We start from the raw sequence: 19,810 nt of genomic DNA on the forward strand, positions 1-19,810 counted from the left end.
CGTCACCGTCCTAGTCGTCACCGTCCTAGTCGTCACCGTCCTAGTCGTCACCGTCCTAGTCGCCATCGAAGGCTCCCTCGATGGCCGGGGAGAGGACGGGCGTGGCCTGGCCTCTCCAGGTGCGCCGCATCTCGATCTCGGGCGGGACCAGGGGCAGCGGCGACCCGCGCAGATCGGCCCCGGCCTGCCGGGGCAGCGACAGCCGGAACTGCGACCCCTCGCCCGGCATGCCCCACGCCTGCAGCCAGCCGCCGTGCAGGATGGCGTCCTCGCGGGAGATCGCCAGGCCGAGGCCCGTGCCGCCGATGGTGCGCGCCCGGGAGGGATCGGCGCGCCAGAACCGGTCGAAGACCATGTTCTCCTCGCCCGGCTTGAGCCCCACGCCGTGGTCGCGCACGGCCACGGCCACGGCGTCGCGGTCGCCGCCGAGGGTGACCACGATGTCGCGGCCCTCGCCGTGCTCGATGGCGTTGAACAGCAGGTTGCGCAGTATGCGCTCGACCCTGCGGCTGTCGACCTCGGCCATGCACGGCTCGTTGGGCAGCCGCAGGTCGAGCCGGGTGGCCTTGCGCTCGGCGAGCGGCTGGGAGTCGCCCACCGCCCTGAGCACGACGTCGCGCATGTCGACCGAGTCGATGTCGAGCGTCGCGGCGCCCGCGTCGTACCGGCTGATCTCCAGCAGGTCGGCCAGCATCGACTCGAACCGTTCGAGCTGGTTCTGCATGAGCTCCGCCGAGCGGGCGGCGGCCGGCTCGAAGTCCTCGCGGCTCTCGTACAGCAGGTCGGCCGCCATGCGGACGGTGGTCAGCGGCGTGCGCAACTCGTGCGAGACGTCGGAGACGAACTGCCGCTGCACCTGTGAGAGCTCCTCAAGCTGGTGGATCTTCAACGCCAGGGTGGAGGCCATCTCGTTGAAGGAGGCGGCCAGGCGGGCCAGGTCGTCCTCGCCGCGCACCCTGAGCCGTTCCTCCAGCCGGCCGGCGGCCAGGCGCTCGGCGGCCTGGCGGGTGAGCCGGACCGGGGTGACCACCTGGCGGGTGACCAGCGAGGCGACGGCCGCGAGCAGCAGCACCAGGGCCACGCTGACCACGATCAGCCACTGCTGGACCTGGGACAGGGTGTTGACGTCGTCGTCGAGCGGGAAGAAGTGGTAGACCTCGTAGTCGCCGTCGACGTTCGGCACCATGGCGCCGATGGCCAGCGCGGGCGTCGGCTGCGGGCTTCCCTGGTAGTACATCGAGGTGTACTGCGCCTGCGGCCCGTTCTTGGCCGTCCGCACGGCGTCGCGCAGCTTCTGGGTGACGCTTCTCTGGTCGATGTCGCCCGTGCCGCGCCCTTCGCCGACGCGGTAGCCGCTGAGGATCACGACGCTGTAGCGCGCGTCGGCCCGGCGGGCGAGCGCGTCCGCCGCCTGGTCGACCGGGTTCTTGATCGCGTTGTCGGGGTCGTCGCTCTGCGTCGCCGTCGGCTGTTTGGCGGTGGTGACCTGCGCCTGGGCGAGATAACCCGCCACGGTGGTGACGTTGGCCTGGGCCTCGGCGGTCGCCGTCTGCTTGCGCCCGTCCAGCACCGCCGTCTTGATCATGGACAGCAGGAAGACGCCGAGCACCACCACGACGGTCATCGAGATGACCAGCGTGCTGGTGACGACGCGGAGCTGCAGCGAGCGGCGCCACACGCGGCGCACCCGCCCCGCTGCGCGCCGGGCCCGCCGGCGGACGCCGCGCACTATCTGGCGCGGGGTCCGCCGGGTCTTCTTCTTGGGCTTTGGCCGGCCCTGGGAAGGGCGGGCGACACCGGAAGAGGAGGTGGGGAGGGCCATGGGTTGTCCCTGGTCACGGCGGGGCGGCGGCGGGCGCCGCCTACGCCGGGCCCGCCTTGTAACCGACGCCGCGGACGGTCACCACGATCTCGGGGTGCTCGGGATCCTTCTCGATCTTGGCGCGGAGCCGCTGCACGTGCACGTTGACCAGCCGGGTGTCGGCCGCGTGGCGGTACCCCCAGACCTGTTCGAGCAGCACCTCGCGGGTGAACACCTGGCGCGGCTTGCGTGCGAGCGCGACCAGCAGGTCGAACTCGAGCGGGGTGAGGTTGACGGTCTCTTCGTCGCGCTTGACCGAGTGGCCGGCGACGTCGATGGTGATGTCGCCGATCTGCAGCACCTCGGGCGTCGGCTCGTCGGTGCGGCGCAGCCTGGCCCGCACCCGGGCCACGAGCTCCTTGGGCTTGAACGGCTTGACGATGTAGTCGTCCGCGCCGGACTCGAGCCCGAGCACCACGTCTATGGTGTCGCTCTTGGCGGTGAGCATGACGATCGGCACCCCGGACTCGGCGCGGATGCGGCGGCACACGTCGATGCCGTCGGCGCCGGGCAGCATCAGGTCGAGCAGCACCAGATCGGGTCTGGTGTCGCGGAACGCGTCCAGCGCCTTGTCGCCGTCGGAGACGAACGACGGCTCGAAGCCCTCCCCCCGAAGGACAATGCCGAGCATCTCGGCGAGAGCGGCGTCGTCATCGACGACCAGCACGCGTCCTTTCATGGCCCCTCATTCGTTCTGCGCAGTATGGAGGTGGAGGCGAAAGCCGTACGACCGACCGAAGGCTACCTGTGACCTACCCCTGGGTGATAAACGACCGAACAATAGCCCCGCCGAGGTCCGAATTTTAGGCGCACGTTACGGAACCCGCCAATGATCTGGCTCGATGGGCTCGTGGCGTGGCGTGGCGGGCACCCGACGGGCGTCGCACACAAGTCTGCGCCAAACAGGTCGTATTCGGCCATCCGGGCGGCCGATCGCTCGGCCTGGCACCACGCGGGTGCGTGCGACATGCCAGGATTGGGATATGTCAGACGGTCCCGGCTCCGCGCCCGGCATGCCGCCCCAAGGTTGGGCGCAGAATCAGCCTCCGCCGTACGTCCCCCCGGAGCAGACGTCGTGGACCGCCCCTGGCGCGCCGAACCCGCCCGCCGACGAGGCCCCCTCAGGCCCGGCCGCGGCGCCGCCCGCCGGGCAGGACGCCCCGCCGCGGCAGGACGGGCAGCCGTACGCTCCTCCCTCTCCGCAGGCGCATGGGCAGGGGCAGGCGCCGTACGCGCCGCCGTCCTCCCAGGGGCAGCCGTACGCGCAGGGCCCGTCCGGGCCGTACGACCAGAACCCGTCCGGACCGTACGGTCAGGGCCCGTCCGGGCCGTACGGCGGGCACGCCCCCTACGGGCAGCCGCCGCCCGGGTACGGCGGGCCGTACGGCTTCCGGCCGCCGCCGCAGGCCATGCGCCCCGGCATCATCCCGCTCCGCCCGCTGGCGCTCGGCGACATCCTGGACGGCACGATCAAGCTGATCCGGTCGAACCCCAAGGCCACGCTCGGCCTGTCGGCGATCGCCGCCGCCATCGGCACGCTGCCGCTGGCGATCGGGCAGTCGGCCTACTACAACTCCATCGGCGGGCTCATCACCGACCCCGACGCCGTCAGCCAGGGTGACGAGCTGCCGATGGGCGGGCTCATCGCCCAGCTCGGCGGCGCGCTGCTGACGGTGGTCATTCAGTTCGTGCTGGTCACCGTGCTGACCGGCATCCTGACCCGGGTGCTCGGAAGGGCGGTCTTCGGCGGCCGCATCACCATCGGCGAGGCCTGGCGGCTCACCCGGTCGCGCCTTCCCGCGCTGTTCGGCGTCGCCCTGCTCACCGGCCTGCTCGCGTTGCTGCCGCTCGTCGTGCTGGTGCTCCTCGTGGTGTTCGTCGCGAGCGCCGCCTCGGACGTCGTCCTCACGATCGCCGTGTCGCTGCTGCTCCTCGCCGCCTACGTCGCCTACATCCTCGCGCTCAACGCGCGCTTCTCCCTGGCGTCGGCGACGATCGTGCTGGAGCGGCGCTCCGTCATCGACGCGATGCGACGGTCGTGGCGGCTGGTCGGCACGGGCTTCTGGCGCGTGCTGGGCATCCTGCTGCTGACCCAGCTGCTGGCCGGCATGCTGGGCTACATCCTGTCGTTGCCGGTCACCGTCATCAGCCTCGTCGTGTCGTTCGGCGGGCAGGGAAGCGTCGTGGCCGCCGTGATCACCACGATCCTGCTCACGGTCGGCGGCATCCTGAGCTCGATGATCACCTATCCCATCCAGGCGGGCGTCAACGGCCTGCTGTACACCGACCTGCGCATGCGCGCCGAGGCGTTCGACCTGGTGCTGCAGACCGCCGCGATCGAGCAGCAGCGCCTGGGCTGGGTGCCGTCCACCGCCGACGAGCTGTGGCACCCCTCGCACGCCGCCGGCGGCGCCGGTCCGAACGTCCCCGGCCACGGCATGGCGCCGTGACCGCCGCCGCGGGCTTCGGCGCGGTGGCGACCGGTGCGGGGGTCACGGCGGTGGCGCTGGACGACATCGGGCGCGAGGAGGCCCGGCGCAGGGCCATCGAAGAGCTCATCAAGCCCGAATACCAGCAGGAGTCGCTGTTCGAGCGTCTCTACCGGATGTTCCAGGAGTTCATCGACAAGCTGATCGACAGCGCGCCCGGCGGGGTGCCGGGTGGCGTCCTGGCGCTGATCGTCGTCCTCCTCGTCGTCGCCGCGCTCGTCGTCCTCATCGTCTGGCAGGCCCGCAAGGCCACCGGCGCCCGCCGCGCGGCGGCCGAGGGCATGTTCGGGCCCAAGGCGCGCACCGCCGAGGAGCACCGCGCCGAGGCCGAGCGCCTCGCCGGCGAGTCGCGCTGGGCCGAGGCCATCCAAGAGCGGCTGCGCGCGATCGCGCGCGACCTGGAGGACCGGGCCATCGTGGCGCCGCAGCCGGGACGCACGGCAGACGAGCTGGCCGCGTCGGCCGGACGCGAACTTCCCTCCCTCGCGCCCGCGCTGGCCGCCGCCGCCCGGCTGTTCGACGACGTCACCTACGGCCAGGCGCCCGGCACCGCCGAGGGGTACCGGTCGATGTCCGACCTCGACGCCGGCGTCGCGGCGGTCCGTCCCGCCGCCGTGGCCGCCGCGGGGGCGTCATGACCCTCGCCGCGCCCGAGCGGGACGCCGCGCCACCCGGAGCCGGCGGCGCCACCTCCGCCTCCACCTCGCCCACGGCGCGCGGCATGTGGCGCAGCGGCCGCGGCATGGTGCTGCTCGGCGTCCTCGTGGTGCTGGTCGCCGCCGTCGCCGCGCTGTTCACCGGCACCTCGACGGAGGGCCGCAGGCTCGACCCCGCCGACACGTCGCTGACCGGCGGCAAGGCGCTCGCCCAGATCCTGCGCGGGCGCGGCGTGCGGGTCGAGCGGGTGTCCACCGTGGACGAGGTCGTGCGGCTGGACGGCCCCGGCAGCAGGATCCTGGTGTCGGACACCTCGTTCCTGACCGGCGACGACATCTCGCGGCTGTCGCGCACCCAGGCGCACCGGCTCATCTTGGGCGCGGTGGAGGGCCTCTCCGAGCTGGCCCCCGGCGTGAGCCGCGCGGGCGACGCCGCGACGCGTTCCCGCGAGCCCCGGTGCGCGTTCCCCGCCGCCGTCCGGGCGGGCAGCGCCTACCTGGGCGGCACGCTGTTCACCGTGCCGCCCTGGTCGATCGGCTGTTACACCGGCGACGACGGCGCGAGCCTGGTGCACTCGCCGGGCACCCGTTCGGTGACCGTGCTCGGGGACGACTCGCTCATGACCAACCAGCGGCTCGCCGAGGACGGCAACGCCGCGCTGGCGATCAACCTCGCGGGGGCCCAGCCCGTGCTCATCTGGCTGGTCGCGCCCGACCTGCCGCAGGTCGTCCCCGGGTCCGGGAAGGCGAGCGCCGCCGACCTCATCCCGGAGGGCGTCCCCTGGGCGGTGGTGCAGCTCGGCGTCGCGCTCGCGGTGGTGGCGTTCTGGCGGGGCCGCCGCCTCGGGCCCGTCGTGGTCGAGCGGCTGCCGGTGGTCGTCCGCGCGGCCGAGACCGTCGAGGGCCGCGGCCGCCTCTACCGCGCCCGCCATGCCCGCGACCGCGCGTCGGCCACGCTGCGCGCCGCGTGCGTCTCGCGGCTCGTCCCGCGGCTCGGGCTGTCCGCGGAGGCGACGCCGGGCGAGATCGTCGCCGCGACCGCGCTGCGAACCGGGCAAGATGCGGTCTGGGTCGGTTCAGTGATGTACGGCCCGGTACCGACCGACGACGCCGGGCTCATCGCCTTGGCGGGCCACCTCGACACCCTGGAAAGGCAGGTACGAGAGCAGTGACCACACCTCCGCCCGGAGCCCCAATGAGCGGACCCCCCGGTCACCCCTGGCCCGCGACGCCTCCCGCCACGTCCGCTCCCGCGAACGCTCCGGCCACGTCCGCGCCGCCGGCCCCGTCCGCTCCGGGCGCGTCCGCCCCGTCAGGGCCGGTCGGCGGTCAGCCCGCGCACGACGGCGGCGGCGAGCTCACGCGGCCCGTCGGCGCGCACGCGCGCGGCCCCGGCGACCAGGCCAGGGAGGCGCTCGGCGCGTTGCGCGCCGAGGTGGGCAAGGCGGTGGTGGGGCAGGACGCCGTGGTCACCGGCCTGGTCATCGCCCTGCTGTGCCGGGGTCACGTGCTGCTGGAAGGCGTACCGGGCGTCGCCAAGACGCTCCTGGTGCGCACGCTGTCCGCCACGCTGGCCCTCGGCTCCAAGCGGGTGCAGTTCACCCCGGACCTCATGCCGGGCGACGTCACCGGCTCGCTCGTCTACGACGCCAAAACGGCGGAGTTCGCCTTCCGCGAAGGGCCGATCTTCACCAACCTGCTGCTCGCCGACGAGATCAACCGGACGCCGCCGAAGACCCAGGCCGCGCTGCTGGAGGCCATGGAGGAGCGGCAGGTCAGCGTCGACGGCTCGCCGATGCCGCTGCCCGACCCGTTCGTGGTGGTCGCCACGCAGAACCCCATCGAGTACGAGGGCACCTACCAGCTTCCCGAGGCGCAGCTCGACCGGTTCCTGCTCAAGCTCACCGTGCCGCTGCCGCCCCGCGACCAGGAGATCGCGGTGCTCGAACGGCACGCGCTCGGCTTCGACCCCAAGGACCTCTCGCACGTCAAGCAGGTGGCCTCCGCAGCCGACCTGGCCGCGGGACGCGCCGAGGTCGCCAAACTGCACGTCGCGCCCGAGGTCCTCGGGTACATCGTCGACCTCGCGCGGGCGACGCGCATGTCGCCGTCGCTGCAGCTCGGCGTGTCCCCGCGCGGCGCCACGGCGTTGCTGGCCGCGTCCCGCGCGTGGGCCTGGCTGTCCGGACGCTCGTACGTCACGCCGGACGACGTGAAGGCGCTGGCCAAGCCCGCGCTGCGGCACCGCGTGCAGCTGCGCCCGGAGGCCGAGCTGGAGGGGGCGACGCCGGACGGCCTGCTCGACGGCGTCCTGGCGTCGGTCCCGGTCCCCCGCTGATGGCGCTCACCGGCCGCGCCGGGCTCATCGCTGCGCTCGCCGCCGTCGGCGTGATCTTCGCGCCCCGGCCCGGCTACGCCGTGCTCGGGCTGCTGCTGGTGCTCGCCGCGCTGGTCACGGTGGACCTGCTGCTCGCGGGGAGCGTCCGCCCGCTGCGCTTCCGCCGCGGCGGCGAGCGCCTCGTACGGCTGGGCGAGTCGGTGACCGTGGAGCTCATCGTGGAGAACCCGGGCCGCCGCCGCGTCCGGGGCACGCTGCGGGACGCGTGGCCGCCGTCGGCCGGGGCCGCGCCCCGTCATCTGCGCGTGGACGTTCCCGCCGGTGAGCGGCGCCGTCTGACGACGACGCTGACGCCCGCACGGCGCGGCGACCGGGAGGCCGTCACGGTGACGGTGCGCTCGCTCGGCCCGCTCGGCGTCGCCGCGCGCCAGGGCTCGCACAAGGTGCCGTGGTCGGTGCGCGTGCTGCCTCCCTTCCTCAGCCGCAAGCACCTGCCCGCGAAGCTGTCCAAGCTGCGCGAGCTGGAAGGGCAGCATCCCGCGCTGGTGCGCGGCCAGGGCACCGAGTTCGACTCCCTGCGCGAGTACGTCCCCGGCGACGACGTGCGTTCGATCGACTGGCGTGCCACGGCGCGCCGTTCGGACGTCGTCGTGCGCACCTGGCGCCCCGAACGCGACCGGCGGGTGCTGATCGTCCTGGACACCGGCCGCACGTCCGCCGGCCGCGTGGGCGTCTCACCACTCCCCACGGCGAACAGCGGCCCCCCGAATGGCCGCCGGTCCGACGACCGCGCCCCGAGTGGCCGCCGCTCCGACGACCGCGCCCCGGCACGGCCTCAGGGGGATGCGGGCCACGCGGCGTCCTCCGGGATGCGCGGTGACCCGGGGTGGCCCCGCCTCGACTGGTCGATGGACGCGGCGCTGCTGCTGGCCGCGCTCGCGACCCGGGCCGGCGACCGCGTCGACTTCCTCGCCCACGACCGCACCGTGCGGGCATGGACGTCGGGCGCCTCCCGCACCGACTCGCTGGCCACCCTGGTCAACGTGATGGCCCCCATCGAGGCCGAGCTGGTGGAGGCCGATTCGGCGAGCATGGTGGCGGCCGTGCTGTCGCGCGCCAAGCGGCGCTGCCTGGTCGTCCTGCTGACCGACCTCAACCCGGCGGCCATGGACGAGGGCCTGCTGCCGGTGCTCCCGCAGCTGGCCTCGCGCCACCTGGTGCTGGTCGCGGCGGTCGCCGACCCGCGCGTCGCCGAGATGGCGGCCGGGCGCGGCACGGCCGAACTGGTGTACGACGCGGCGGCGGCCGAGCACCTGCGCGGCCAGCGCGCCCGGCTCACCGCCATGCTGCGCCGCCAGGGCTGCGAAGTGGTCGACGCAACCCCCGACGACCTCGCTCCCGCCCTCGCCGACGCCTACCTCTCCCTCAAGGCCGCCGGCCGCCTCTGACAGCGGCCGCGGCGGCGGACCGAGCCCGAGGGGTGTCGGATCGCCCAGGGCGCGGGCTCAGCCGCACACGTCGGTGTAGCCGACCTCGCTGACCTGGCGCCGCCACTCCTGCGGCGCGGGCCTGCCCCCGGCCCGGGCGCAGACCTCCGACGCGATCCGGTCGCCGTCGAGGGGATGCCTCCTGACCACCCCGTCGGGCGTGGCGGTGACGAGCGTGCGGCCGTCCTCGCCGAAGGCCAGCGACGCCTGCCCTCCGAAGCCCTCTTCGGTGAGACCGTCGGAGACCAGTCCCAGCGGCAGGCGGCTGGACACGTCCCACAGCCTCACCCTGTCACCTGACCCGTACGTGGCGATCGTGCGGCCGTCGGGGGACCACACGGCGGTCGCGATCGCGCCTTCGCTCTCCTCCGGGAACGCCTGCCCGGTAGGCGCGCGGAAGCCCGCGTCCCAGACCGACAGCCGGGCCGTCTCCGCGGCTATGGCGACGCGACGACCGTCCGGGCTGAACGCGTACGGCCCGGACGCCAGGCTTCCCGTCCCGCCGGGCCGCGAGAGCGGGGTGCGCTTGGCCGGATCGACGAGCGAGAGCTCGGCGTCGACCGCCGCCACCAGCAACTTTCCATCCGGGCGGTAGGCCATGTGCGCCGATCCTGTCGCCTCTGGCACGACGACGGCCCGCCTGCGGCGCAGGTCCCACAGCTCGAGCGGCCCGGCGGGTCCCAGGTGGTCCGGCGCGACCGCGAGCGTGGCGCCGTCCGGGCTGAACGCCAGACCGGAGACGCCCTGGGCCTCGCGGTCCGCCACCGGGAAGGTGGTGGTCACGGACCCGTCGGAGGTGTCCACGATCACCACGCCGGGCCGCGCCGCCGCGGAGGCCGTGCCGACGGGGCGACGAGCACCGGAGAACTCTGTGGGACCTGTGGGCGTTTTGGAGACCTTGGCCGTCTCGGGGGCGCTGGGCGCGCCGAGGTGGACGAATCCTCCGATGGCCAGCCTGCCGTCCCGGCCGAAGGCCAGGGCGGGAAGCGAATACGACGGGTTCTCCAGCCTGACAGGGCGGCCGAGCGTGCGGCCGGCGCGAACGTCCCACAGCCGTACGGCGTCGCCGTCGTACAGGGCCAGCACCCGGCCTCCCGGCCCGAGCAGGGCCTTGCCGCCCTCATTCGACCCGGGCACCACCGGCCGGTCGAGCAGCGGTGCCATGTCCAGCGTGGTCACCGCGCCGAAGGACGACAGCACCCGCAGAGCGTGATCGGCCTCGTCGAACCACAGGTCACCGATCTCCACGTTCAGCTTCCGCTGCGCGACGATCTGACCGTCCGCGAGCCGCAGGACGAGCAGGTCGCGAGGCCCCCACAACGCCGCGAAGCGGTCGCCGTACCCGAAGGCGATGTCGTCGCCCACCGGCCCGGCGCCGTCGGCCTTCAGCGGGGCGCCCGAGCGCGCCTGGCGCAGCAGCAGCTTCACGCCGCCACCCAGCGCGGGGAGGCTCGCGGTGACGGCCAGCGCACGGCCGTCCTGAGTGAACCGGACGTCCTTGACGTTCTTCTTCCTGGGGAGCCAGTCCGCCGGGATGCGGCGTCCCGCCTTCAGGTCCCACAGCTCCGCCCGGCCCGTGCCGGTCGAATGGACGACCCCCAGAGTGCCGTCGGCGTTCACGGCGTCCACGCCCGCGCCCGAACCGGTGCGGATCTTCTCGTGCCGCGTGAGGTCCCACCACCCCACCGCCACGGTGGGGTCGCGGTCCTCGGGTACGGCGAGCAGGCGCCCGGTGGGATCGAACCGCAGAGAGGCGCCGTGCGTGGGGGGCGCTCCGGCGGCGAAGCGGTCCCCGATCGCCGTACCAGTGGCGAGGTCCCACAGGCGCACGCCGCCGTCGTCCTGCAGCGCCAGGACCTTCCCGTCGGGACGCAGCGCCGCCTTCACCACCGACGTGCCGACGCCGGAGAAGCGGCGGGCCACCCTGTGGGCGCGCACGTCCCAGACCGTCACCTGACCGGCGCGGACGGCCACCAGCGTGCGCCCGCCGGGACCGCACGCGTACACCGTCCCGGCGGTGACGTCGGGGTCGGTGAAAGAGTCGATCACGAATTGGGACCGCGAGTCGTGCAGGGCGCCGATTGACTGGGGTAGTCCCGGAGCGAGCCGGAAGGCCGCCACGCTCATGAGCATCGCCAGCCGCGGATCGCGTTGCCGCAGGTCGGCGGCGCGCAGGGCGAGCGATCGGGCGCTCGCGTCGTCGCGCTCGCGGTTGGCGACGCGGCGCAGGTACTCGGCGAGGCCGCCGCCCGCGAGCGCGAGGACGAGCAGGACGGCGAGCGCCGCCGCGAGCATGCCGCGACGCCGGGACGTCCGCCTGGCCAGGGTCGCGGCGGCCTCCAGGTACTCGCTTTCCAGCGGGATCAGCGTGACGTGCCGGCGTTCGGCCGCCGCCCAGCGGAGCGCCCGGTCCAAGCTGGACCCGTGCAGCAGGTCGCCGGGTTTGCGGCCGAGGCGGTCCCAGGCCCGGGCGGCCTCGGTGAGCCGCCGGTGGACGGGCAGGCCGTCGCGGTCTTCTGCCACCCACTCACGCAGCCTCGGCCATGCCTGGATCAGCGCCGGGTGGGCCAGCGTGAACGCGGTACCGGTCTCGACGACGAGCCCGGCGGCGCCGTACACGCCGAGCAGCGACGCGGCCGGGCCGTCGCCGGAGACGCCGAGCAGTTCCTCGCGCGGGACGTGCCTGATCGTCTCCTGGCCGTCCTCCGAGGCGCCGACCATCCGCAGGAACACCTCCGGCGCGACGGCGCGCTCTCCCTCGGAGAGCTCCTGGTAGAGCTCCTCGGCGAGCGTCCCGAGGTCCGGCGCGGCGGCGGACGCGGCGTCCGGTGGCCGCACCCCGGCCGCGACGACACCACCGTCCGCGAGCAGTGGGTCCCCGTCCGGGCCGTCTGCCGCCCCGTCCCTCCCAGAGGCGGGCCGGGCACCGCCACCCGCGTCCCCCGAGCCGGACGGGCCGCCCGTACCGGACGTGACGCCCATGCCACCCAGCAGGGTCAGCAGGAGAGCACGCGCCGAGGGCCGCGCCTCCGCCTCGCGCACCAGCGCGCCTGCCACCGCGCTCCTGAGCGGCTCGGCCAGGACGCCGACGTCGGGCCGGAAGTCCAGCACCTTCGTGACGACGGCGAACGGATCCCGCTCGGGGACGGCGTCGTGGCCGGTCGCGGCGAACAGGACGGTCAACCCGAAGGCCCAGATGTCGGCGGCGTCCGAGGCCTCGCGCCCGGCGAAGAGCTCGGGAGCCATGTAGTTCGGCGTGCCCATGATCGGACCGGTGGTCGTTCCCGGGGCCCCGAGCTGCCGGGCCACCCCGAAGTCGATCACTCGGGGCCCGTCGGGGCCGAGGATGATGTTGTCCGGTTTGAGGTCGCGATGGACGATCCCGACCTGGTGGATGGCCGTGAGCGCCGTGGCGACACCGATGGCGAGCCGCAGCAGCAGATCCCCTTCGTACGGGCCTGTCCGGTCGATCACCTGGCGCAGGTTCGGCCCGGGAACGTACTCGCTGACGATGAAGGGCGCGGAGACGTCGGTCCTCGCCTCGAGCACCCTGGCCGTGCAGAACGACGCCACCCGCTGGGCCGCCGCCGCCTCCTTGGCCAGCCGGGCGCGCGAGGCGGGGTCGTCCAGCCGGGGCACCTTGACCGCGACGCGCTCTCCCTCCTCGCCGTAGGCCTCGTAGACGACTCCCTGGCCGCCCGCGCCGAGCCGTCCCGCCAGCCAGTAGCCGCCCAGCCGCTGCGGATCGGAGGGGGTGAGCGGCGACAGGGCCATCGGATCCTCCCGTGGTATATGAAGGCTTTGCGGTTACTGGACGTCTGACGCGCCTCACCCGGAGAGTGTCATGCAATTTCGGATCATGGGGCCGTTACAGGTACAGGACGGCGCGCGGGACCGTACCCCGACGGCTCCCAAGCACCGGGACCTCCTGGCGGTCTTCGTCCTGAACGCGCGGCGCCCCATGACGCTCGCCCGGCTGCGGGACCTGCTGTGGCCGCGTGAGGACGGCGACCGGTCCGACTCCCTGCTCCGGGGCTACATCGGCCGGCTCCGGCAGTTGGTCGGCAAGGACGTGATCACGACCACGTCCGGCACGTACACGCTGGCGATCGAAGAGGACCGGGTCGACGTCCACCGTTTCCGGCGGCTCGTGGAGCGAGGGCTGCGCGCCGCGCGGGATGGCCTGGACGACCAGGCCCGATCCCACCTGCGCGAGGCGCTCGACCTGTGGCGGGGGCCCGTCCTTGAGGACGTCGACCCCGACGGGCACCGATGGGTGGAGACCGCGGCCCTCCGCGAGGAGTTGGAAGAGCTCCGCCTGCTCGCCGTCGAGCGGAGCGCCGACCTCGACCTGAAGGCCGGCCACCACCGCGAGCTCGTCCCCGGCCTGCGGCAGCTCACCAGATCGCATCCGATGTGGCAGCGCTTCCATGGGCAGTACATGCTCGCGCTCTACCGCAGCGGCCGCCGGGTGGAGGCGCTGGAGGCGTACGCCCTGCTGCGCGAGGCGCTCGACGAGGGGCACGCCCTCGAGCCCGACCCCGAGCTGCAACTCCTGTACCACCGGATGCTCCACGACGACGTCTCGCTGCACGTCTCCGCCGGGCCTCCCGTGCTGCTGCCCTACGACGTCGCCCACTTCACCGGCAGGCAGGACCTGCTGGAACGGCTCGACCGGCTGACCGCCGACCCGGCCGCGCCGGCCACGGTCGTCATCCACGGCCAAGCGGGCGCGGGCAAGTCGGCGCTCGCGGTGCACGCCGCCTGGCGCCGGCGCGACCGCTTCCCCGACGGCGTCTTCTACGCCGACCTTCGCGGCGACCACGGCCGGCCGGTCGACCCCGGCGCGGTCCTTTCCGACTTCCTGCGCTGGCTCGGCTGCCCGGCACAGGCCATGCCGGCCACGATCGAGCACCGCGTGCGGCTGTTCCGCGCTTACACCGCCGGCCGGCGGCTCCTGCTGCTGCTCGACAACGCCGCCGACGAGGCCCAGGTACGGCCGCTGCTGACCTCCTGCCCGACGTTCGTCACCAGCCGGTCCGCACTCGGCGGCCTCACCGACGCCGTGCGGCTCCCCGTGGACGTTCTCGGCGACGACGACGCGCTGGAGGTCCTGGTCGAACTGATCGGCTCCGAGCGCGCGTCCGCCGAACGCCCCGCCACGGTGAGGCTCGGTCGCATCTGCGGCGGCCTGCCGATCGCCCTGCGCATCGCCGGTGCCCGGCTCGCCGCGCGCCCGGCGTGGACGGTGGACCACCTCGTCGGGCTCCTCGACGACGAGCACCTGCGGCTCGACCTGCTGCACTCTGGCGACCAGACCGTGCGGAGCGTGTACTCGATCGGCTACCAGGGGCTGCCCGACAAGGCCCGGCGCATGCTGCGGATGCTCGGGGCGATCTCCGCGCCCGACTTCGCCGACTGGGTCGCCGCGCTCTTCGGCGACGAGGCCGAGACCCTGGTCGACGCGGGCCTGCTGGAGACGTACACGGTCGACGTGGCCGGCCAGGTCCGCTACCGGATGCACGACCTGACCCGGCTGTACGCGCGCGGGCAATTGATCGCCCAGAGCGGTGAGAACGCCGTTCGCGACACGCTCGCCGGGCTGCTGAGCGTCGTCATGACCAGAGTCCAGGCATCCCGGTTCCCCCTCCTCTCCGGCGGACCGGCCGACCACCACCTCGCGGCCACCCCCCTTCAGCCGCTCCCTGCCACCCCCCTTCAGGCCCTGTCAGGCGACCCTCTCCCCGGCCGGCCGGACCACCCCCGCTCGGCCCGCCCGGGCCCGCACTCGCGGACCTTCGTCACCACCGACATCCGGGACTCCGTGACCTGGCTGCTCGCCGAGCGCGACTTCCTCACCGGTCTCGTGGAGGACCTGTACAAGGCCAGGCTGTGGGACGGCGCCCGGCGGCTCGCCCACCTGCTCGTACCGTTCCTCGAACGCCACCGGTTCCTCGACGCCTGGCGCCACATCGGCGAGCTCGCCCTGGACGCGGCACGCCAGGCCGGCGACTCCCGCGCCGAGGCACTGGCGCTGCGCGACCTCGGCGACCTGCACCGGGCCGAGCACCGATGGGACCTCGCCCACGAGCGGCTCCGGCTCGCGCTCAGCATGTTCCTACGCGCGGGCGCCGCCAAGGACATCGCGCACACCAGGCGCCGGCTCGGCCAGGTCTTGCTGGAGCAGGGCAGGCCCGCGGACGCGGAGCGCAACCTCACCGCCTGCCTCACCACCTTCGACGGCCCGCCCTCCGGCGGCCGGCCCTCCGGCGGCGACACCGGTCCGGCGAACACCGGAGGACCGGCGGAGGCACACCGTCCAGAACCGGCGACGGACGCCGGAGGCGCGGCGGAGGCCCGCCACACGGCGGCGACAGCGGACGGCAGAGGGGCGGCGGAGGCGCACCGCGCGCTGGGCATCGTGTTGCACCGCACCGGCCGGCTGGACGAGGCGGCGGCGCACCTGTCCAAGGCGGTGTCCCTGCTGTCCAGCCTGCGCGACCGGCACGGGCAGGCGGACGCACTGCTCGACCTGGCCTCGGTGCGGATGTCGCAGCGGCTCGTCCCCGAGGCCAGGTCCCTTGGCCAAGAGGCACGGGGCATCGCCGTCCGGCTCGGCGACCGGCTCCTAGACGCCGGCGCGCTGGTCACCCTCGCCGAGGTCAACCTGGCCGAGGGCACCGTGGACCGGGCCGCGGAACTGGCCGGCGAGGCGCTTCCGATCTTCGAAAGTGTCGCGGACGACCGCGGCCGATCCAGAGCCCTGGACATTCTGCGCCGAGCGGGCGACCCTCACCGCTGACCCACCCGCGCCTTTGGTCCCTCGGCGGCGTCCACCGGGCATTCGCCGGGCGGCGGGCGAGCGGGCGGGTGCGGTGGGCCGTGGTGGAGTGAGCGGAAGCTCAACATTTCCTCAACACGGGCCGACCTACCTTCCTCTCACACCGGCACGAGAGAGGAACCCGACATGATCACCATCCCCACCCGTCTGCGCACCGGTATCGCCGCCCTCGCCCTCCTGGGCGCCGGCTCGGCGGTGACACTGGCCGTCACCCCGGCCGCCGACGCGGCCACGAGCCCCGGGACCACCACGATCACGCCTGCCGCCGCGCCCGCGCTCACCGGTGCGGCCAGAGGCACCGGCACGGCCGGGACGTCGGAGGCCGGCACGGCCGCGGCGACGAGCCGGGCCGCCGCAACCGCGCCCGCCGGCCTGCTGAAGAGCGTCCGGCGCAACTGCGGATGGGTCACCTGCTCCTGGTACATGTCCAAGAAGGTCACCAGGAACCTGAAGGACATGATGGGTCCCGGCACCACGTTCACGACCGGAGCCGCCTACATGATCTGCAGCAAGATCCCCCACCCCATGGGGATGGCGGTCTGCGCGGCGGCCATCCTCACCAAGGGCGCCTCGGCCGCCTACCACATCACGGCCGCCTCGAACCGGGGCGGATGCTTCGTCACCCGCGTCAACGCGGCGTACCTGGTCTCCGGCGTCCCCGTGCTCACGCTCGCCAAGGGGATCACCTTCGACGACGTCCCGCTCCGCAACAAGTACTGCGACGCCCGCTGACGACGAGCCGCCGGCGGGGGCCGGCAGCGGGAACCCGGAAGGCAGGGCAGGTGGCCACGGCCACCTGCCCTGCCGCCGTTTCGGCACCGGCCGTCGACAGCGGTGGCCGGTCAGAAGGCGAAGCCTCCCGGGCGGCCGTTGCGGTCGGCGAGCAGGCCGGCCAGCGTGGAGATCGCGATCTCCGGTGGCGTCCGAGAGCCGATGTTCAACCCGATCGGCCGGTGCACCCGGGCGACGTCCTCGGGCGGCACGCCGAGCGCGGCCAGCGCCGCCACGTGCGGCGCGGTGTGGCGAGGGCTGCCCATCACGCCGATCCACCGGCAGGGGTAGGCGAGCAGGTCGCGGAGCATCTCGCCCAGCTCAGGACGGTCGTGGTCGGTGAGCACCACGTCGACGCCGCCGTCCAGCCAGGACGGCACCTTGCTCACCACCTCGGCGCCGGGCACGCCCTCGGCCGCGACGCGCTCGGCCCGCTCGGGGTCCGGCTCCAGCAGGATGCCTCTGTACCCGATGTCGGCCCCGTACCGGAGCAGGTGGCCGGCGACCGGAGAGGCGAACACGGCGAGGAGGGTCCGCTCGTTCCCCTGGGACGCGCCGGCGGTCTCTGGCGCCGCCTCACCGTGCGCGACCGCGCAGGCGGGGTCCGTTCCGTGGTCGTGGTCATGGTCGTCATGCGAGTGGCCCATAGCCGCAGTCTCGCACCCGCCCCGCACCCCGCACAGCACCCGCCAAGGCCCGCCCCACCACCCGCCACAGCCTGACCGCGAACTCCCGGAGGGGCCATCACCGCGCTGATCGCTGACCTATCGTGTGACGCTGCGGAGCAAAGCAGGGGAAGGCGAGCGAGGAGCGACGTGCGGGACCTCGAAGGAGCGGCGTGCGGAAGCTGATGGTGCGGGCCTGGCGGGCACTTCGCCCCGTCCAGTGGCGGGTGCTGTGGTTCACCCACGCGAAGTTCATGGTCGGGGTCACCGGGGTCGTCCGCGACGCCGACGGCAGGGTGCTGCTGGTGAAGCACCGGTTCTGGCCGGAGGGCCGCCAGTGGGGGCTGCCCGGCGGCTACGCGAAGAAGTCCGAGACCTTCGAGGACACCCTCGTTCGCGAGGTCCGCGAAGAGACCGGGCTGGACATCCGGGTGCGGGGACTCACGCTCCTCAAGAGCGGCTACCGGCTGCGGGCCGAGGTCGCCTTCGAGGCGGAGCTCACGGGCGGCTCGATCAGCCTCGACTCCTTCGAGGTCATCGAGGCCGGCTGGTTCGCCCCCCAAGACCTACCGTCCGGCCTCCAGGAACCCCACCGCCTCCTCATCAACGGCCTCCCCACCGCGGACGCCTGACCTCCGCGGGGCGCTCGTTCGGCACCGGGTGGTGGAGTGGTGGGCTGGCGGAGTGGTGAGGTCGTGGGCTGATGGGGTCGTGAGCTGAAGGTGGCAGTGCCGTTGTACGGGGAAATCGGCGGACGTTTCCCAGATGCGGCGCTAGAGGGCTTTGAGGAACTTGGCGGCTATGGGGGCGGCCGTCGCGCCGCCGCTGCCGCCGTTCTGGACGAACACCGCGAAGGCCACCGAATCGCGATATCCGATGAACCACGCGTGCGGGGACGCGCCCTGGACCTCGGCGGTGCCGGTCTTGCCGGCGGTCCCGGCGGGCAGCCCGGCTCGCGCGGCGGTGCCCTGTGTGACGACGGCGCCCATCATCGTGCGCAGCCCGGCCACGATGCCCTGGTCCAGCGGCACCGGGGCCGGCGAACCGGCGGACGGGGACTCGGTCATGACGGCGGGCTTCCACGTGCCGCTCGCGACCGCGGCGGCGACCTCGGCCATGCAGAGCGGGCTACCCTGCACCGAGTTCTGCCCGATGGCGTCCGCGCCCAGCTCGTTCAGGTCCGCGTACGGCCGGATGCGGCAGGTGCTCAGCCCCGGCTTCTCGCGGAACCCGAACCGGTCGGCCGCCTCCGCCCGCAGCCGGTCGTCGCGCAGCCGCTCGTACGCCTGGCGGACGAAGGTCGTGTTGCACGAGAGCGCGAAGGCCGTGGTCAGGGTCACGGTGCCGTGGTCGGCGCCGCCGTCGTTGTGGAAACTGCGTGCGTTCGGGATGGTGTAGCTGCCCGGGCAAGCCACCTGCGCGTCCGGCGCGAGTCCCGAACGGAGCAGCGCCGCGGCGGTCACCACCTTGAACGACGACCCCGGCGGATACAGGCCGTTGAACGCCCGCTTGCCGCCGAGCGTGTCGGCCACGGCCCGCACCTGCCCGCTCTGCGCGTCCAGCGCCACGATCGCCGCCGGCCGCCCGACGCCGTCCAGGGCCCGCGCCGCCGCCTTCTGCACCCGCCCCGAGATGGTCGTCCGCGTCGCCTGCGGTGCGGTGTCCTGGGTGGCCAGTAGCACCTTCCCGGACGGGATCTCTTCGATGGCCAGGCGGACCGCGGTGGCCCCCAGTCCGGGGAAGTAGTCCCCGGCCCTGCTGTCCGCGGGGAACGGCCTGCCCTCACGGGTGAGCGCGGCGGGCCGGGCCACCTTGGTCTCCTTCAGGCGCAGCGCGCCGCCGTCCTTGAGCGAGGGGTGCAGCGTCTCGGGACCCCAGACCACCTTCCACGCCCCGTCGCGCCGCGCCAGGTGCAGCACGGAGGCGAAGTCCCACCTGCCGAGTCCGGTCACCTGGCGGGTCCCCTGGAACGGCACCTCGGCGGCGTCCGCGCCCTGGGGGCGAGGCGTTCCCGGGGTCAGGGTGAGCGAGGCGATGCGCAGCTCGGCGCTGAACCGCCGGTGCCGGTCGGCGAAGTCCGCCGGAGGATCGGCCACCAGCCCGGCCATGGCGGAGAAGTCACCCGTCTGCCAGGCGGTGAAATACCGGGCCGCCACTGTGTCCGGGCCCTCCTGCGAGAGGGGCGCCGCCGGGGCGGTGGGTGTGGAGGCGACGGCCGGGTTCGACGGCGCGGTGGTCCCCAGGGGGTCGGGCACGCCGGGGACCACCGTGGCGGAGTTCTCCGGCGCCGGCTCGGGGGCGGGCGGCGTCAGCTCGGCCTTGTGCGTGGGCAACGGGGACCGCCGTCCGCTGTTCTGCGACGCCTCCAGAGAGTCGGGAGCGGTGAGCATGGCTACCACGCCGAAAGCGACGATCATCAGCACCGCCGCGACCATCACCAGTGGCCACCGAGTGCGCATGCGTCTCCATCACCGGTTTCTAGGGGTGCAAATCAGAAAAAGATCGCAAAAACCATATCTCGCCCAACCGACAAATTCAGCGCTGTCACCCCACTTCCGGCCCTTAATCCCCATTACCTCCCGACCACCCAACTCCCGCCCCGCCTCGCATCAACCGCTCTGTATCAACCGTCCTGCACGTCTGTATCGACCGTCCTGCGCGCTTTCAGCGCTGGACGGTCCCACGGAGCGAGATCGACCGGA

At 73.7% G+C, this 19,810-nt stretch carries 13 protein-coding genes; 8 read left to right on the forward strand and 5 right to left on the reverse strand.

The genetic code is table 11. The features are described from left to right. Positions 1 to 55: 55 nt before the first annotated feature. Both mtrB and mtrA read right to left on the reverse strand, forming a co-directional pair. Positions 56 to 1,822, reverse strand: coding sequence for an MtrAB system histidine kinase MtrB (mtrB, locus tag ACZ6QO_RS11925; protein ID WP_465850001.1), 1,767 nt, complete (start codon positions 1,820 to 1,822; stop codon positions 56 to 58). Between the two features lie 40 nt (positions 1,823 to 1,862). After that, entirely contained in the window at positions 1,863 to 2,540 is a 678-nt protein-coding gene (mtrA, locus tag ACZ6QO_RS11930) for an MtrAB system response regulator MtrA (protein ID WP_465850003.1), read from the reverse strand. A gap of 304 nt (positions 2,541 to 2,844) precedes the next feature. On the opposite strand from mtrA, the gene ACZ6QO_RS11935 reads away from it, so the two are divergent. Genes ACZ6QO_RS11935 through ACZ6QO_RS11955 form a run of 5 tightly spaced genes read left to right on the forward strand, consistent with a single transcriptional unit; the run spans position 2,845 to position 8,792 of the window. Continuing rightward, the gene (locus tag ACZ6QO_RS11935; RefSeq protein WP_465850004.1) at positions 2,845 to 4,311 is read left to right on the forward strand and encodes a DUF7847 domain-containing protein; all 1,467 of its coding nucleotides are present in this window, start codon (positions 2,845 to 2,847) and stop codon (positions 4,309 to 4,311) included. After that, the gene (locus ACZ6QO_RS11940) at positions 4,308 to 4,988 is read left to right on the forward strand and encodes a DUF4129 domain-containing protein (RefSeq protein WP_465850005.1); all 681 of its coding nucleotides are present in this window, start codon (positions 4,308 to 4,310) and stop codon (positions 4,986 to 4,988) included. The genes ACZ6QO_RS11935 and ACZ6QO_RS11940 overlap by 4 nt, the downstream gene beginning before the upstream one ends. Beyond that, positions 4,985 to 6,178, forward strand: a complete 1,194-nt coding sequence (locus tag ACZ6QO_RS11945) for a DUF4350 domain-containing protein (RefSeq protein ID WP_465850006.1) — start codon at positions 4,985 to 4,987, stop codon at positions 6,176 to 6,178. The genes ACZ6QO_RS11940 and ACZ6QO_RS11945 overlap by 4 nt, the downstream gene beginning before the upstream one ends. Positions 6,179 to 6,201: 23 nt before the next feature. Then, the gene (locus ACZ6QO_RS11950) at positions 6,202 to 7,344 is read left to right on the forward strand and encodes an AAA family ATPase (RefSeq protein ID WP_465850008.1); all 1,143 of its coding nucleotides are present in this window, start codon (positions 6,202 to 6,204) and stop codon (positions 7,342 to 7,344) included. Then, entirely contained in the window at positions 7,344 to 8,792 is a 1,449-nt protein-coding gene (locus ACZ6QO_RS11955; RefSeq protein WP_465850009.1) for a DUF58 domain-containing protein, read from the forward strand. The genes ACZ6QO_RS11950 and ACZ6QO_RS11955 overlap by 1 nt, the downstream gene beginning before the upstream one ends. Positions 8,793 to 8,849: 57 nt before the next feature. Here ACZ6QO_RS11955 and ACZ6QO_RS11960 read toward each other — a convergent pair whose 3' ends face one another. Further along, positions 8,850 to 12,605: a WD40 repeat domain-containing serine/threonine protein kinase gene (locus tag ACZ6QO_RS11960; protein ID WP_465850011.1), complete on the reverse strand. Its 3,756-nt coding sequence runs from the start codon at positions 12,603 to 12,605 to the stop codon at positions 8,850 to 8,852. Positions 12,606 to 12,675: 70 nt separating this feature from the next. Here ACZ6QO_RS11960 and ACZ6QO_RS11965 point away from each other — a divergent pair, with 70 nt between their 5' ends. Continuing rightward, positions 12,676 to 15,633 (forward strand): AfsR/SARP family transcriptional regulator, encoded by a 2,958-nt coding sequence (locus ACZ6QO_RS11965; protein WP_465850013.1) that lies wholly within the window; start codon positions 12,676 to 12,678, stop codon positions 15,631 to 15,633. Positions 15,634 to 15,798: 165 nt separating this feature from the next. After that, positions 15,799 to 16,404, forward strand: coding sequence for a hypothetical protein (locus ACZ6QO_RS11970; RefSeq protein WP_465850014.1), 606 nt, complete (start codon positions 15,799 to 15,801; stop codon positions 16,402 to 16,404). A gap of 110 nt (positions 16,405 to 16,514) precedes the next feature. On the opposite strand, the gene ACZ6QO_RS11975 is transcribed toward ACZ6QO_RS11970, so the two are convergent. After that, positions 16,515 to 17,090 carry an XdhC family protein gene (locus ACZ6QO_RS11975; RefSeq protein WP_465850015.1) on the reverse strand — a complete coding sequence of 192 codons (576 nt, stop codon included), beginning with the start codon at positions 17,088 to 17,090 and terminating at the stop codon, positions 16,515 to 16,517. A 191-nt stretch (positions 17,091 to 17,281) separates the two neighbouring features. On the opposite strand from ACZ6QO_RS11975, the gene ACZ6QO_RS11980 reads away from it, so the two are divergent. After that, complete coding sequence (locus ACZ6QO_RS11980; protein WP_465850017.1) at positions 17,282 to 17,740, forward strand: NUDIX domain-containing protein; 459 nt, start codon at positions 17,282 to 17,284, stop codon at positions 17,738 to 17,740. A gap of 141 nt (positions 17,741 to 17,881) precedes the next feature. Here ACZ6QO_RS11980 and ACZ6QO_RS11985 read toward each other — a convergent pair whose 3' ends face one another. Then, entirely contained in the window at positions 17,882 to 19,567 is a 1,686-nt protein-coding gene (locus ACZ6QO_RS11985) for a penicillin-binding transpeptidase domain-containing protein (protein WP_465850018.1), read from the reverse strand. Between the last annotated feature and the right edge of the window lie 243 nt (positions 19,568 to 19,810).

The organism is Sphaerisporangium sp. NPDC049457, assembly GCF_055586705.1.

Coding starts and splice junctions, on each gene's coding strand:
- ACZ6QO_RS11975 (WP_465850015.1), bottom strand. CDS start 17,090: ATGGGCCACTCGCATGACGACCATGACCACGACCACGGAACGGACCCC.
- mtrA (WP_465850003.1), bottom strand. CDS start 2,540: ATGAAAGGACGCGTGCTGGTCGTCGATGACGACGCCGCTCTCGCCGAG.
- ACZ6QO_RS11965 (WP_465850013.1), top strand. CDS start 12,676: ATGCAATTTCGGATCATGGGGCCGTTACAGGTACAGGACGGCGCGCGG.
- ACZ6QO_RS11960 (WP_465850011.1), bottom strand. CDS start 12,605: ATGGCCCTGTCGCCGCTCACCCCCTCCGATCCGCAGCGGCTGGGCGGC.
- ACZ6QO_RS11950 (WP_465850008.1), top strand. CDS start 6,202: ATGAGCGGACCCCCCGGTCACCCCTGGCCCGCGACGCCTCCCGCCACG.
- ACZ6QO_RS11945 (WP_465850006.1), top strand. CDS start 4,985: ATGACCCTCGCCGCGCCCGAGCGGGACGCCGCGCCACCCGGAGCCGGC.
- ACZ6QO_RS11935 (WP_465850004.1), top strand. CDS start 2,845: ATGTCAGACGGTCCCGGCTCCGCGCCCGGCATGCCGCCCCAAGGTTGG.
- mtrB (WP_465850001.1), bottom strand. CDS start 1,822: ATGGCCCTCCCCACCTCCTCTTCCGGTGTCGCCCGCCCTTCCCAGGGC.
- ACZ6QO_RS11955 (WP_465850009.1), top strand. CDS start 7,344: ATGGCGCTCACCGGCCGCGCCGGGCTCATCGCTGCGCTCGCCGCCGTC.
- ACZ6QO_RS11970 (WP_465850014.1), top strand. CDS start 15,799: ATGATCACCATCCCCACCCGTCTGCGCACCGGTATCGCCGCCCTCGCC.
- ACZ6QO_RS11985 (WP_465850018.1), bottom strand. CDS start 19,567: ATGCGCACTCGGTGGCCACTGGTGATGGTCGCGGCGGTGCTGATGATC.